We start from the raw sequence: 14113 nt of genomic DNA on the forward strand, positions 1-14113 counted from the left end.
CGCTTCACCTCATCAATAGGTCCGTTCTTTAGGCTCGAAGGTCTCAACGCTTACCGGTGAGAAATTCACGTCACGTTTACCAAGCGTTTTATTATTCGGGTAATAGATCGAGTGCTTGAGCCAGTTTTCATCATCGCGCTTGGGATAATCTTCACGCGAATGAGCACCACGGCTTTCACGACGCTCAAGCGCGGCAATTGCCGTCGCTTCGGCGACTTCGAGCAGGTTGTCCAGCTCGAGCGCTTCGACACGCGCCGTATTGAACGTATTGGATTTATCCGGCAGGTAGGCCTTGCCGATGCGCTCACGCAGATTGGCAAGTTTCTCGACGCCGTCCTGCATGTACTCTTCCTTGCGGAATACGCCAAAGTTGTTCTGCATGACTTCCTGGAGCTCCTTGCGAAGCACCGGAATCTCTTCGCCCTCGCCCTGCTTGGAATCATTCCAGCGGTTAAGTCGCGCCATCGCATTATCGATGTCGGACTGGCTCGGCGACATGTACTCGATCCCTTCATTAAGGGCGCTTTCGATGAACATGCCGGCCGCGCGGCCAAAGACCACCAGATCCAGCAGCGAGTTACCGCCAAGGCGGTTACCACCGTGAACGGAGACACACGCCACTTCACCACAGGCGTACAGACCGTTGATAATGGTGTCGTTACCGTCTTCATCGACAGACAATGCCTGACCATGAACGTTGGTCGGGATACCGCCCATCATGTAGTGGCAGGTCGGGACAACCGGAATCGGGTCCTTGACCGGATCGACGTGGGCAAATGTCTTGGAAAGATCGACGATACCTGGCAAGCGCTTCATCAGCGTTTCCTCGCCCAGGTGATCGAGCTTCAGCATGACATGATCGCCGTTTTCACCGCAGCCACGACCTTCAAGAAGCTCCTGAACCATGGCACGGGCCACGACGTCACGCGAGGCAAGGTCCTTGGCGTTCGGTGCGTAACGCTCCATGAAGCGCTCGCCATCCTTATTGATCAGATAGCCGCCTTCACCACGACACCCTTCCGTGACCAGACACCCTGCGCCGTAAATGCCGGTCGGGTGGAACTGCCACATTTCGATGTCTTGCACCGGGAAGCCTGCACGCAGCGCCATACCGATACCATCACCGGTATTGATAAGGGCATTGGTCGTGGAGGAATAGATACGCCCGGCACCGCCGGTTGCAAGCACGGTCGCTTTCGAGTTGATCTGTACGGTTTCGCCGGTTTCGATACAAATGGCGATTACACCAACCACATCGTTAGAGGCGTTACGAATCAGGTCGACCGCATACCACTCATCCAGAAAAACGGTGTTGTTTTTCAGGTTGTTCTGATAAAGCGTATGAAGCAACGCATGTCCGGTACGGTCCGCCGCGGCGCAGGTACGGGCAGCTTGCCCCCCTTTACCGAAGTCTTTGGACTGACCACCGAAGGGACGCTGGTAGATGCGCCCGTTATCGAAGCGGGAAAACGGTAGCCCCATGTGCTCGAGCTCGAATACCGCTTTAGGACCTTCCTGACACATGTACTCGATCGCGTCCTGGTCACCGATATAATCGGAGCCCTTGACGGTGTCGTACATGTGCCACCGCCAATCGTCGTTCGGATCGGCGCTTGCGATGGCGCAGGTAATCCCGCCCTGAGCGGATACAGTGTGCGAGCGTGTCGGAAATACCTTCGACAATACAGCTGTTTTCTTGCCTGACTTGGCAAGCTCGAGGCCTGCACGAAGGCCGGAACCACCACCACCGATAATGATGGCGTCAAAACTCATACTACGCATGTTCGACATTGCTTATGCTCCCCAAAGAACTTGAACGCCCCAGATAACGAACGCAAACAGCGCCAGGATCACAGCGGTTTGCACACCCAGACGAACGCACGACTTCTTGATGTAATCCGTCGAGACGATCCAAAGGCCGATCCATGCATGGGCAGCGATCGATAGCAGTGCTAGAAGCGTAAATATTTTCATCCACGTGCGATCAAAAAGGCTCGACCAGGCCACGTAATCCAGATGGGGGTGAAACAGAAAGAAAGCCACCATAAAGATGGTATAAAGCGCGAGAATGACCGCAGACGCACGCTGGATCAGCCAGTCGGAGACCCCGGAGCGTCCCAGATTCGTAATATTGGTTACCATACCCATACCCCTGACAGAATGACCAAAACTGCGCTGATGACGATCACCAGCTGTGAGCCCCGTTGACCACCTTCGAGCGACTCACCGTAGCCAATGTCCATCAGCAGGTGACGAATGCCGGCGACCAGGTGATACCCAAGCGCAGAAAGCAGACCCCAGCACACGATCTTGGCGAGCGCATTACCTGTGATGGCGTCTTTTACCGCGTCGAACCCGGCCGGGGATGACAGCGACACATCGAATGCCCAGAACAGAAAGATCAACCCGACAAACAGGATGATTCCGGAAATGCGGTGTGTGATCGAGACAAGGGAAGGAAGGGGGAATTGTAAACTAGTCAAGTCAAGGTTAACGGGTCGCTTACCTTGTGACGGATTTTTTTTGCTGTTCACGGCGCTTTCACTCTCTCTTGCTCCTCTTAGCATCGGCCGACGCTCGGGAGCTTCAATGAATGTATCACGGAAAGAAGACTAGCCACGTCAAGGCTGCCTAGGCCTCATTGCGCGATCGAAATTATAGGCTTTTGGCTAACGTATGACAAATTGACACGCGCGCTTTACAGCACCGCATCATGCGCATGCCCACTCAACCATCCATGTTATCGGCAGGTTTCATATTTTTTTTGTGCTCTGCAGCATTTCAGGTCATCCTTGTAAGGAAAGGCCCGCGTGCCCCGCCCTTCAAACAAATTGACAATCATCGGGAGAATTCTATAGTGGGCAGGTTAAAAATGACCGGGCAAGGCATACAATCAAGAACTTACGTATTACGCATCGTATAATTATAGGAGGCCATGATGGCTGACAAGAAGGCGCAGCTGAGCATCGAAGGGCTTGATCAGCCGATCGAACTGCCTGTCTACAGCGGAACAAAGGGCCCTGACGTCATTGATGTCCGCTCACTGATCGACTCAGGCTACTTTACCTTCGACCCGGGATTTGTATCTACCGCCTCCTGCGAATCCGAAATCACCTATATCGATGGCGCCAATGGCGTTCTGCTGCACCGCGGCTATCCAATTGACCAGTTGGCCGATAACTCCAACTTCATCGAACTTTGCTACCTACTACTTAATGGCGAACTCCCGACTGAAGAGCAGTACAAGGAGTTCGACAAATGTGTGCGCAATCACACGATGGTGCACGAACAGATCGCTAACTTCTTCAAGGGCTTTCGCCGTGACGCCCACCCGATGGCCGTTCTTTGTGGCGTCATCGGCGCACTCTCGGCCTTCTATCACGACAACCTGGACATCACCGACCCCTCCAATCGTGAAGTTTCGGCAATTCGCCTGATCGCCAAGATGCCGACGCTTGCGGCAATGTGCTACAAGTACAACATCGGCCAACCCTTCATGTACCCGCGTAACGATCTGTCTTACGCAGAGAATTTCCTGTACATGATGTTCGGCAACCCCTGTGAGCCGTTTGAAGTCAACCCGGTCGCAGCCAAGGCCATGGACCGCATCTTCATGCTGCATGCCGATCATGAGCAGAACGCGTCCACATCGACGGTTAGGCTGGCAGGCTCAACCGGCGCCAACCCCTTTGCATGCATCAGCGCCGGCATCGCGGCACTTTGGGGCCCCGCTCACGGCGGTGCCAACGAAGCCGTTTTGATGATGCTTGATGAAATCGGCGATGAATCCGAGGAAAACATCCAGCGCTACGTTGATCGCGCCAAGGACAAGGACGACAGCTTCCGACTCATGGGCTTTGGCCACCGTGTCTATCGTAATTTCGATCCTCGCGCCAAGGTCATGAAAGAAACCTGCGACGAAGTGCTTGAAGAACTGGGCGTTGGAAACAATCCCAAGCTCAAGATCGCCAAACGACTCGAGCAGATCGCACTGGAAGACGAGTACTTTATCGAGCGCAAGCTCTATCCAAATGTCGATTTCTATTCAGGCATCATCCTCGAAGCCTTGGGCATCCCGACCAACATGTTCACGGTTATCTTCGCCCTGTCGCGTACGACTGGCTGGATTTCTCACTGGAACGAGATGATCACCAAAGGCGTTCGAATCGGCCGCCCTCGCCAGCTTTACAAAGGCCACACAGAGCGCGATTACCCAGAATAAAGCGGGCTCGCGCCGATCCAGGAAAGACCTAAAAAAGAAGCCGCCCCATGGGGCGGCTTCTTTTTTTAGGACCCTCGCATTTGAGGCGTCGCATATTGTCCACACTTTCTGTGGATAACCCTGTAAACAACTCGAAAACGCGCCCTCAAAACCGCCATGACAGCCGGGTTACAGACAGATTGCTCACTTTTTACCCAATAATAAGCGTATGATTTTATTGAATTTTATCTAAACAACTCACAAAAAATCGCCAAACACACTGATACGAGCAAACGCCATACCGAACGGTGGACAATTTAATGGAAACAAACGATTTATAAGGGAAAATGAGTGGCGTCCCATAGGGGGTTCGAACCCCTGTTACCGCCGTGAAAGGGCGGTGTCCTAGACCACTAGACGAATGGGACGCAAAATGGTGGAGCCTATCGGGATCGAACCGATGACCTCAACGCTGCCAGCGTTGCGCTCTCCCAGCTGAGCTAAGGCCCCACTAACGCTTGAACACAAGCTTGGTGGGATGCCCTTTCGAAACCTTCTTGCTCGAAAAGACGGGACGGATAATACCCAGGCCCCGTCTTTTCGTCAACCCTTAATTCGCGCCGAGTTCCTTGTAGCGCTTCTCGAGTACCTTGGTGCGTTTTTTGGAGGGCGCGCCCAAGAGGCTGATCGCATGACGCAAGCGCGCACGCGTGACATCAGCGCCCAGAATTACCATGGCGTCCATGACCGATGTCGAGGCCGTACTGCCCGTGATCGCCACGAACACTGGCGCCAGAAACTGCTTCATCTTGAGCTCGAAGTGCTCCGAAAGCATCTTGACCTCAGCCATGACATGCGCCTTATCCCACTCTCGCAGCGCTTCCAGGCGCCACAGCAGAAGCTGAAGCAGATCGACAACCGTCTCGCGTTCCATGTTGACGTCATCGAAACTCGCCTCCTTGAGCGCCGGATACCCTGCAAAAAAGTGCCCCGCCAGCGGCATCACATCGGAAAGCGTCTGAACCCGCGGGCGAATCTGAGGCAGAATCTGATCGATATATCCCTCATTGAACGCCCACTGGATCAAATGACGCTTCAGGTCATCGTCGGACAGATCATCACGCAGATATACCCCGTTCAGCCAGGTCAGCTTCTCAAGGTCAAATACCGGGCCGCCAAGTGAGACACGATTGACATCAAACGCGCTCATCATCTCATCGAGGGTGAACTTTTCACGCTCATCCGGCATCGACCAACCCATGCGCCCGAGATAATTGATCACCGCCTGCGGCAAAAAGCCCATCTTGCGGTAGTAATTGATCGAAGTCGGGTTCTTGCGCTTGGAAAGCTTCGACTTGTCCGGATTACGAAGCAGCGGCATGTGGCACAACACCGGCATGTCCCACCCGAAATATTCGTAAAGCAGCTTGTGCTTCGGCGCCGAATTGATCCACTCCTCACCGCGCAGCACATGTGTAATACCCATCAGATGGTCATCAACAATGTTGGCCAGATGATAGGTAGGCATGCCATCGGACTTGAGCAGGATCTGGGCATCGACCTGCGCCCAGTCAAGTTCGATGTCACCGCGCAGCATGTCATTGACGATGCATACCCCCTCGCTTGGCACCTTCATGCGCACGACATACGGCCACTGCTCGGCCTCGCGCGTATCGAACTCTTCCTGTGAGAGCAGCAGATCGTCATATTTAAGTGCAGCGAACTGACCCTGCGCCTTACGCTCATCGCGAAGGGCATCAAGCTCCTCGGACGTGCGATAGCATTTGAAGGCGTGTCCGGCATTCAATAGCTGCTCGGCGTATTGTGCGTAGATCGTGCCTCGCTCACTTTGACGATAAGGGCCGTGTGGCCCGCCCACATCCGGACCTTCGTCCCACTCGAGACCGAGCCAGCGCAGACTGTCGAGAATCATTTGCTCCGAGGATGCGGTCGAGCGGCTCTGGTCGGTATCCTCAATGCGAAGAATGAATTGACCGCCGTGCTGGCGCGCGAAACACAGATTGAACAAGGCTATATACGCTGTTCCTACATGAGGATCCCCCGTTGGGGAAGGCGCGACACGCGTTCTTACCGTCATAAACTCTCAACCGTTGCCACTTTGAATGTGAAGCCGGTCATTATACGAGAAGTCCGCATCAGGTTCGATGTGCGACAACCGGCCGCTGTCGACGAAATACCCATGTATTACACTGGGTCTTTATTGTCTGCGGAGTGGTTATGCCAAGTCCCCTGACCGCACGTCAATGGCTCTCCCGCCATGCAAAGCGCGCCACCCCCTGGCCCCAGACCGCGGTCGCCGCCGCCCTGGTGTCAACTCTCTGTCTTTTCGTTCAAGCCTGGGCAATTGCCTCGATCGCTCAGGAAATGGTGCTCGGCCACGCCGACCCACTAAAGCTCTGGCTGCCCCTTGCCGTTCTGCCGCTTGCATTTTTCGCCCGCGGGGGGCTTGCCTGGCTCAAGACAGTGGCCGGTACGCGCGCAGGCATCCATGTTCGGCAATCCATTCGCGCCGACGTATTCGAGCGCATCGGCGAACGCGGCCCCCTCTGGGCACAGCGCCAGCATAGCGCCACCCTCGGCAATCGCGTATGGGACCAGGTTGATGCGTTGCACGGCTATTACGCCGATTACCGTCCGCAGGTCATTCTGAGCGCTCTGATTCCGCTCATGATTCTGGTCGTCGTGTTTCCGCTCAACTGGGCTGCCGGGGTAATTCTATTGGTGACAGGCCCGCTCATCCCGATGAACATGGCCTTGATCGGCATGGGCGCCAAATCACGCCAAAAGGCTCAGTTTCAGGAAATGGCCCGCATGAGCCGGCATTTCTCGGACACACTGCGCGGCCTGCCGACACTCAAGCTGTTTGGGCTCGGCCGCCAGCAGGCCGGCGCCATTTACAAGGTGTCCGAGGCGTTTCGCCGCCAGACCATGCGGGTGCTGCGCCTGGCGTTTCTCTCCTCGACCGCGCTCGAATTCTTCGCCTCGGTATCGATCGCCATTCTCGCCATCTACATCGGTTTCGTTTATCTCGGAAAATTCGAGTTCGGCGGCTGGGGCCATGGCCTGGATCTTTTCACGGGGCTGTTCATCCTGATTCTGGCCCCAGAGTTCTACCAGCCACTACGAGAGCTTGGGACGCACTACCACGCCAAGGCCGAGGCCGAGGCCGCTGCCGACGACCTCATGGCGCTCTTGGCATCGGAAGAATCGGCCTCTGAAAGCGCCACCTACGCCGAGTGGACGGTTCCGGCGTCACTTGGGCTAACGCTCAAGGGCGTTTGCGCTCATTACAACGGGCACTCGCCAAACGCCATCGACACCCTCGATCTCGAACTTGCACCGAACACCACCACCGCCATCGTCGGCCCCAGCGGTGCCGGTAAATCGACTCTGCTTGCCTTGATCACTCGGGCACTGGCCCCATCGGAAGGCGCTTTGTATACCCATGACGGCCAGCCCCTCAGTGACATTTCCGTCGAGCAATGGCGCAAGGCACTCGGCTGGGTCGGCCAACGAAGCGCCCTCCTGACGGGTACACTTGCCGATAATCTGAGACTCGCCAACCCGGCCCTTAAGGATGAAGCGCTTTGGGAGGCGCTTTCGGACGTGGGTCTGGCAGCCTGGGCAACCGAATTGCCCCAGGGCCTTGCCACCCGACTCGGTGAGGGTGGGCAACCCGTCTCGGGCGGGCAGGCAAGGCGCATCGCGCTTGCCCGCGCGATACTCAGGGACGCGCCGCTGATACTTCTGGATGAGCCGACGGCAAGCCTTGACCAGCAAAGCGAGCGCGACATCATCGAGGTGCTGGCGCGACTCAAGGCCACCCGCACCCTGGTGATTCTGACGCATCGACTTGACCTTCTGAGCCTGGCCGATCAGATCGTACGGCTCGAGCGCTGCCGCGGGCGAACGTACTCATCTGCCGCTCAGTTGGCCGATGTCGCGCCCAATGACGAGCCATCAAGCGCGGCGTCGTTTCAGGGAGACACCCCATGACCGATCATCACCAGGCATCACTACGCCCCTACCTCAGCCAGATGCGCCCGTTTCTACCACTGCTGGCAGCCGGGGTCGTTTTGAACCTGATCGCGGCGCTTTCCACCATCGGGCTGATTTCCCTGTCGGGCTGGTTTCTAAGCGCCTCGGCGCTGGCCGGAGTGAGCGCGGCCACTGCCCACAGCTTCAACTACTTCCTGCCGTCTGCCGGTGTGCGCTTTTTCGCAGTCACCCGCACACTCGGCCGCTATGGCGAGCGCATCACCACCCACGAAGGCACCTTCAAGCTGCTTTCGACGCTTAGGCGGCGCCTGTTTCTTGCCATCGAGCCCCTCTCGCCGTCCGAGCTCCAAATGCGCGGCAGCAGTGAGCTACTAACCCGCCTGACCCGAGACATCGACGCCCTCGATGGCCTTTACGTTCGCGTGATTACCCCTTCGATCGTCGCCGTACTTGCCATCATGACCTGCGGCGTGGTGATGGGCATTTTTGCCCCCTGGATCGGTCTGGGCGCTGCGCTTTCGCTGCTTGTCGCCGGCACTCTTGGCCCCTGGTGGGCGCTCAAGCGCGGGGCCGGCGTGTCTAGCCGATGGCACGAGTTGGATACCACCAACCGCACGCGACTTCAGGAGCGGTTGAGCGGCATGACGGAACTGATGATTTATGGCCGCTGGCGTGATGAGGTGACCGCCTTGTTGACACGCCAGCGTGATCGGGATGCCCGTGAGCTCGAGCTTGCTCGCCTCTGGGGGCGCTCTCAGCTTTTCACCCAGGGAATCTTGGGCATTACCTTGACCGCAGTCATGGCAGGGGCGGTCTATCTGGCCCATCAAAACACACTGGACCCCACCTTGATCGCGCTGCTGGGATTGACTGTTCTGGCGGGCTTTGAAGCGATTGCCTTGCTGCCTCGAGCCTTTCAGGAACTGGGCAAGATCCGGCGCGCGGCAGGGCGCATCGATGCCGTGACAGAGGGCACCAGCACGATCGTATTCCCGGCCATCGACCATTCCCCCCCCAAGGGCCACCGACTCGTGATCGAGCACGCCTGCGTGCGCTTTACTCGAGAAACACCGGCCCTTGACGATGTATCACTGACCCTTGAAGAACGCCAACATCTTGCCTTGATCGGCCCCTCCGGCAGCGGCAAGACCAGCCTGATCAACGCGTTGACGCGATTCATCGAGCTTGATTCCGGGAACATCACGCTGGGCGGCGTTTCCATCGATGCCTTGAGCGAACCGACGCTTCGACGCCAAATGGCCGTTGCCTCACAGGATACGCACCTGTTTACCACCACCTATCGTGAGAACCTGCGTCTGGGCGCACCAAACGCCTCGGATGAGACATTCATCGAGGTATTGGACGCGCTGGACCTTGGTGAATGGCTCGCGGCGCAGCCAGACGGGCTCGACAGCTGGCCAGACGAAGGCGGCAGCTCGCTTTCCGGCGGCCAGCTTCGCCGCTTTGGCGTTGCACGGGCGTTAATCTCGAGCGCGCCGATTCTGATTCTGGATGAACCTACTGAAGGGCTCGACCAGGCAAGTGAACGGCGCGTGCTGAACGCCATCCATCACTACGCCCAGGGGCGCACGCTGATTTTGATCACGCACAAGATGACCGCGCTTTCGCAGATGGATCGTATCGCGGTGCTCGAACACGGTCGCCTGATCGAGCACGGCACGCCCCAGGCGCTTTTAAACACACCCAATAGCCGATTTCGTGCGCTGAACCAACGATTGAAACTGTGACGTCGCACGGACCGCGACTGCTTTACACTTTACGGCTGGATGAGCGCTTTGCGATCACGAGCAGACATGACTCAGGAAAGGATACCGTATGTTCTCTCACCTCCCCTCCCCGTTTAACGCCCTGATCACCGGCACAGGTGGGCTCGGCGTGGCGTTTGCCAATGCCCTGCTTGAGCGCGACTCGCTGGGTTCGTTGACCCTTGCCTCGCGCTCACCGGCCGAGGGCGTTACCGCCGATGATCGAGTGACCGAGATCACGACCGACCTCTCAAGCGAGAAAGGCCAGCGTGAACTGGCCGGCCAGCTTCCCGACCACGTACACCTCTGGCTTCATACGGTGGGCGTGCTTCACAGCGACACAATTTCGCCGGAAAAACGCCTTGAGCATCTAACGACCGATCAGCTTACCGAGAGCTTTCGAATCAATACGGCCACCTTCGGCGGCCTGCTCGGCCAACTTGCGCCAAGGATCTCGAGCCAGCCTGTGCTGATCGGGGTGTTGTCGGCGCGCATCGGGTCGATCGGTGACAACCGCCTCGGAGGCTGGTACGGCTACCGGGCAAGCAAGGCCGCACTCAACATGCTGGTCAAGACCGCCTCGATCGAGTTGGAACGCCGGAACCCGGAAGCCATCATCGTAAGCCTTCACCCTGGCACCACCGACACCGGGCTCTCGAAGCCGTTTCAAGGCCACGTACCCGATAACAAGCTCTTTACCCCAAGTTACGCCGCCGACGCACTTCTCTCGGTCCTTGCCAATCGAACGCCCGACGACAGCGGCAGTTTCTGGGACTGGAATGACACCCCGATCGAGTGGTAAGCCTTAAAAAAACGCTACGGAATGAGCAGCGTTGCCCCGGTCGTGCGGCGCTGCATCAAGGCGTCCTGCGCCTTGCCCGCCTCGGAAAGTGCAAAGCGCTGGTTGATCTGAACGTCGATAGCGCCGCGCTCGATCATGTCAAAAAGCTCAGCCGCCATCGCCTTTCGCCGAGACGGCGTATCGGCGTAGCCGCCAAGACTTGGCCGCGTCACAAAAAGTGAGCCCTTCTGATTAAGGATACCTAGATTGACGCCTTCAACGGGGCCGGAGGCGTTGCCGAAACTGACGATCAGCCCACGCCGTTTTACACAGTCAAGCGATACCGGCCAGGTATCCTTGCCGACGGAATCGTACACCACGTCGCACAGCTCATTGTCGGTCAGTGCCTTGACGCGCTCGACCACATCCTCGGTGGTGTAATTGATGATGGCATCGGCGCCCAACGATCGAGCAAGCTCGGCCTTTTCATCGGTGGATACGGTACCGATCAACCGCGCCCCGAGCGCATTGGCCCATTGACAGGCCAGTGTTCCAACCCCGCCTGCAGCAGCGTGAAACAAGATTGTATCTCCGGCCTTGACCTCATGAACCTGACGCAACAGATACTGAACGGTCATGCCTTTAAGAAGGCTCGCCGCAGCCACGTCGAACGAAATCGATTCCGGAAGCGGTATCAAAAACTCGGCCGGCAGGCAGTGCAGCTGTGAATAGGCGCCGAGGGGCCCCTGGGCGTAGGCCACTCGGTCTCCCGGTGAAAACGCTTGAACATCTTCGCCGACCGCTTCGATGATGCCAGCGGCTTCGGTACCCAGGCCCGAAGGAAACGACGACACCGGATACAGCCCTTCGCGCCCATAGATATCGATGAAATTCATGCCAATGGCCTGGTTTCTGACCAGCACCTCATTAGCGCTAGGTGTCGGAGTCGGCACCTCCACATACTCAAGCACCTCACTGCCGCCATGTTGTGAAAACCGGATACCGTGCGTCATTTGAATACTCTCCTTTGGGGTCATGTCGTTGCTTGCTCAAAAGCGTAGATCACCCAAGAGGTACTCAGGTATCAAAAATGCACAGAACGTGACTCGGCTTTAAAGAGGACCGCTCAAATAACAGTGAACTGAGGGCGCGCAAAACTCGCGTAGTGATTTGCGACATTTTTTAACGTCGTCGCCCGGTATTTTCAGTTAAGGTGCAGACTGACTGGGGAAACTCATTCTAAATTGTTAGATAAAATCCATATAAGCACACTTAGGTATTAGTACTTTATAATTGCCAGACATGAATGATAACGAGAGCTATTCATGAACAAGCTAGGCGAGCGTATACGTGATCTGCGTGAACAGGCTGGTATTAGCAAGGCAGCCCTGGCAAGACGTGTTGGCGTATCCGACGTCACGATTTCTTACTGGGAAAGCGGCGCGATCCAGCGGGTCGGTCATTCACGTTTAGGGCCATTGTCGAAAGCATTGGGCTGTAGTGTCGGGTACCTTCTTGGTGATTCCCGCATGAGCGTATCTGAGACCAAGGCGGTCTACGACGCGTCTACAAACCATGTTCCGATCTATCAACTGACACAGAACCCGGAGTGCCTTGGTGGAAAAACCGCAGCACAAACCATGATTCCGACAGGGTTATTACCGGATCATTGGAAGGCAATAAAAGGGTTTTTACTATGTACCGAACCTGACCAGAGCTTTGATTTCTTTGGGCATGGTGAGTGGCTTTTTGTCGTACCCGCCCTGCGCTTTACCGAGTCGGGCTTGTACGTTGTCGAAGAGCAGCGCCAGCTCAAGATTCGGCGCCTGCTCCTCGATGATGGTCAGTGCGATGCCGAAGACAGCCAGGGTCGACGGGAATCACTCGCGGTGCATTGTCTACCCCGCGCGCGCGTCATGGGCAGCATGACACCCATGTCGCTTTAGCGAGCCCTTTAGCCCGGTCATTACACCGACGTCTTACCCGATAATATTCACCCGGCAACAATGAGTAGACCGCATGGTGTTACAAGGTGGCTTGAACTCTCAGGCCACCGACCACTGCGTCATCCACCTCACCTAACCCGCCTGGGTGCACGATGTATTGAAGGTTGGGCTGCAGCTTCAACCAACGATTCACACTAACGCCGTAATACACTTCCGTGTTGTATTCACTGCCTTGCGCCGGAAGGTAGGCCGCATCGTCGTAGGTATAGCCCTGTTCGATATTGCTTTGTCGACGCGCATCACTGACGTCGTCGTTGACGTGTACCCAACCGATACCTACACCGACCTCGTCTCTGGGCCGCGCATCGAACGGTCCGACATAGCTGAGCGCAGCCGACAAGTACCGATCGATGGTCGAGGTTCGCTGATCGTTATATGCCCCCTGAACCGTGGCAGTCAGCCCCCGATGCGGGTCATCGTTTCGGGCCGTTAGCTGCTGCTGCGCCACGAAATAGACGCCGAACCTGCGCCCGGTCGTGCCGTCACCGTCTGCTCGATCGGCATCCGCGGTGCTGTAGTACCCGCCAAGGGCGTATTTTCCGGGCAGTTCCTGTGCAAAAAACTGTGGAGTCCAGCCTATTTCAGCCGGAATGAGAGTGCCCGTCGTACCACTGTGCTTTAGATCGAGGGCATTTCGAACGTCAAGGTTGGACGGGTTTTCATTGAAAAACCCGATCTGGGCGTACCACTGCGGCGTCATGTTGAGCCGAACGCGCGCGGCCCACTGGCTGACCGGCCAGTTATACCAGATCCCCCCGGCCCAATTGCCCGGCTGGCCGCCACCGAGCGCCAGATTTTGAAACTGGCTATCGACCGCGGCGAAATCGGCACCGACCGGAATGCGGCCCAGTTTGATATCAAGCGCATCATCGAAGTAGGTCTGTCGGTACCAGAGCTGTGTGAGTCGCGTGGTTTGACCGCGCCCCCATACTTCCTGTGTCGAGGACAGTGCGCCGGAGTCAGGATTGACCAGGCGATCACGGGTGATGTCCCGACCGTTGCGATCAGTCAGGGTCATCTGGAATTCAGCGTTTGGAATATCAAAAAGCCGCTCCAGATCAAACGCCGCGCCGAGCGTCCATTGGTCGCTGTAGCGCGCGGTTCGATCATGGTTGTAGCCGCCCGCTGCGTTCCAGGCCGATTCCGATACATAGCCCAGTGTGAAATCGATGCCCTGATCGGAAAGCGACGTGCGCGCCCCGCGCCAGTCACCCAGCATCCAGGGCGAGTCCCCATCGAACGCGGAATAGGCGCTGGCGGGCGTGACCACACATACGCTTGCCAACACGCATGCTGCGTTTCTTGCCATGGTCCAGATCATGATACTGCTCCCGCTTTT

At 57.0% G+C, this 14113-nt stretch carries 11 protein-coding genes and 2 tRNA genes; 5 read left to right on the forward strand and 8 right to left on the reverse strand.

Going from position 1 to position 14113, the window contains the following annotated elements; translation table 11 throughout:
* Positions 1–12: 12 nt before the first annotated feature.
* Genes sdhA through sdhC form a run of 3 tightly spaced genes read right to left on the reverse strand, consistent with a single transcriptional unit; the run spans position 13 to position 2567 of the window.
* Entirely contained in the window at positions 13–1791 is a 1779-nt protein-coding gene (sdhA, locus tag NAT49_RS04070; protein WP_251590615.1) for a succinate dehydrogenase flavoprotein subunit, read from the reverse strand.
* Between the two features lie 3 nt (positions 1792–1794).
* Positions 1795–2142: a succinate dehydrogenase, hydrophobic membrane anchor protein gene (sdhD, locus tag NAT49_RS04075; RefSeq protein ID WP_251590623.1), complete on the reverse strand. Its 348-nt coding sequence runs from the start codon at positions 2140–2142 to the stop codon at positions 1795–1797.
* Positions 2136–2567 (reverse strand): succinate dehydrogenase, cytochrome b556 subunit, encoded by a 432-nt coding sequence (gene sdhC / locus NAT49_RS04080; protein WP_374708781.1) that lies wholly within the window; start codon positions 2565–2567, stop codon positions 2136–2138. The genes sdhD and sdhC overlap by 7 nt, the downstream gene beginning before the upstream one ends.
* 371 nt (positions 2568–2938) lie before the next feature.
* Between sdhC and gltA the strand changes: the two genes are divergently transcribed.
* Entirely contained in the window at positions 2939–4222 is a 1284-nt protein-coding gene (gltA, locus tag NAT49_RS04085; RefSeq protein ID WP_251590627.1) for a citrate synthase, read from the forward strand.
* A gap of 331 nt (positions 4223–4553) precedes the next feature.
* On the opposite strand, the gene NAT49_RS04090 is transcribed toward gltA, so the two are convergent.
* From NAT49_RS04090 to gltX, 3 genes are all read right to left on the reverse strand, one after another.
* Positions 4554–4629: transfer RNA gene (locus NAT49_RS04090), tRNA-Glu, on the reverse strand.
* Positions 4630–4635: 6 nt separating this feature from the next.
* A tRNA-Ala gene (locus tag NAT49_RS04095) sits at positions 4636–4711 on the reverse strand.
* Positions 4712–4811: 100 nt separating this feature from the next.
* Entirely contained in the window at positions 4812–6299 is a 1488-nt protein-coding gene (gltX, locus tag NAT49_RS04100; protein ID WP_251590629.1) for a glutamate--tRNA ligase, read from the reverse strand.
* Between the two features lie 140 nt (positions 6300–6439).
* Here gltX and cydD point away from each other — a divergent pair, with 140 nt between their 5' ends.
* The 3 genes from cydD to NAT49_RS04115 all read left to right on the forward strand — a co-directional run bounded on the left by cydD (position 6440) and on the right by NAT49_RS04115 (position 10789).
* The gene (gene cydD, locus NAT49_RS04105) at positions 6440–8218 is read left to right on the forward strand and encodes a thiol reductant ABC exporter subunit CydD (protein ID WP_251590637.1); all 1779 of its coding nucleotides are present in this window, start codon (positions 6440–6442) and stop codon (positions 8216–8218) included.
* Positions 8215–9969, forward strand: a complete 1755-nt coding sequence (gene cydC / locus NAT49_RS04110) for a thiol reductant ABC exporter subunit CydC (RefSeq protein ID WP_251590646.1) — start codon at positions 8215–8217, stop codon at positions 9967–9969. The genes cydD and cydC overlap by 4 nt, the downstream gene beginning before the upstream one ends.
* An 88-nt stretch (positions 9970–10057) precedes the next feature.
* Positions 10058–10789 (forward strand): SDR family NAD(P)-dependent oxidoreductase, encoded by a 732-nt coding sequence (locus NAT49_RS04115; RefSeq protein WP_251590653.1) that lies wholly within the window; start codon positions 10058–10060, stop codon positions 10787–10789.
* A gap of 14 nt (positions 10790–10803) precedes the next feature.
* Here NAT49_RS04115 and NAT49_RS04120 read toward each other — a convergent pair whose 3' ends face one another.
* On the reverse strand, positions 10804–11781 hold the full coding sequence (locus NAT49_RS04120; protein WP_251590655.1) for a quinone oxidoreductase family protein: 978 nt from the start codon (positions 11779–11781) through the stop codon (positions 10804–10806).
* A 312-nt stretch (positions 11782–12093) separates the two neighbouring features.
* Between NAT49_RS04120 and NAT49_RS04125 the strand changes: the two genes are divergently transcribed.
* Positions 12094–12714 (forward strand): helix-turn-helix domain-containing protein, encoded by a 621-nt coding sequence (locus tag NAT49_RS04125; RefSeq protein WP_251590657.1) that lies wholly within the window; start codon positions 12094–12096, stop codon positions 12712–12714.
* 79 nt (positions 12715–12793) lie between these two features.
* Here the strand turns inward: NAT49_RS04125 and NAT49_RS04130 are convergent, their stop codons facing one another.
* Positions 12794–14095 (reverse strand): carbohydrate porin, encoded by a 1302-nt coding sequence (locus NAT49_RS04130; protein ID WP_251590665.1) that lies wholly within the window; start codon positions 14093–14095, stop codon positions 12794–12796.
* Positions 14096–14113: the final 18 nt, after the last annotated feature.

The sequence above is a fragment of the Larsenimonas suaedae genome (genome assembly GCF_023712105.1).
GTDB classification, from domain to species: Bacteria; Pseudomonadota; Gammaproteobacteria; order Pseudomonadales; family Halomonadaceae; genus Larsenimonas; species Larsenimonas suaedae.

What these genes read in the sequence shown, in the direction of transcription:
- gltX (WP_251590629.1), bottom strand. Translation starts at nt 6,299, where the DNA reads ATGACGGTAAGAACGCGTGTCGCGCCTTCCCCAACGGGGGATCCTCAT.
- NAT49_RS04120 (WP_251590655.1), bottom strand. Translation starts at nt 11,781, where the DNA reads ATGACGCACGGTATCCGGTTTTCACAACATGGCGGCAGTGAGGTGCTT.
- sdhD (WP_251590623.1), bottom strand. Translation starts at nt 2,142, where the DNA reads ATGGTAACCAATATTACGAATCTGGGACGCTCCGGGGTCTCCGACTGG.
- gltA (WP_251590627.1), top strand. Translation starts at nt 2,939, where the DNA reads ATGGCTGACAAGAAGGCGCAGCTGAGCATCGAAGGGCTTGATCAGCCG.
- NAT49_RS04125 (WP_251590657.1), top strand. Translation starts at nt 12,094, where the DNA reads ATGAACAAGCTAGGCGAGCGTATACGTGATCTGCGTGAACAGGCTGGT.
- cydC (WP_251590646.1), top strand. Translation starts at nt 8,215, where the DNA reads ATGACCGATCATCACCAGGCATCACTACGCCCCTACCTCAGCCAGATG.
- NAT49_RS04130 (WP_251590665.1), bottom strand. Translation starts at nt 14,095, where the DNA reads ATGATCTGGACCATGGCAAGAAACGCAGCATGCGTGTTGGCAAGCGTA.
- sdhC (WP_374708781.1), bottom strand. Translation starts at nt 2,567, where the DNA reads ATGCTAAGAGGAGCAAGAGAGAGTGAAAGCGCCGTGAACAGCAAAAAA.
- cydD (WP_251590637.1), top strand. Translation starts at nt 6,440, where the DNA reads ATGCCAAGTCCCCTGACCGCACGTCAATGGCTCTCCCGCCATGCAAAG.
- sdhA (WP_251590615.1), bottom strand. Translation starts at nt 1,791, where the DNA reads ATGTCGAACATGCGTAGTATGAGTTTTGACGCCATCATTATCGGTGGT.
- NAT49_RS04115 (WP_251590653.1), top strand. Translation starts at nt 10,058, where the DNA reads ATGTTCTCTCACCTCCCCTCCCCGTTTAACGCCCTGATCACCGGCACA.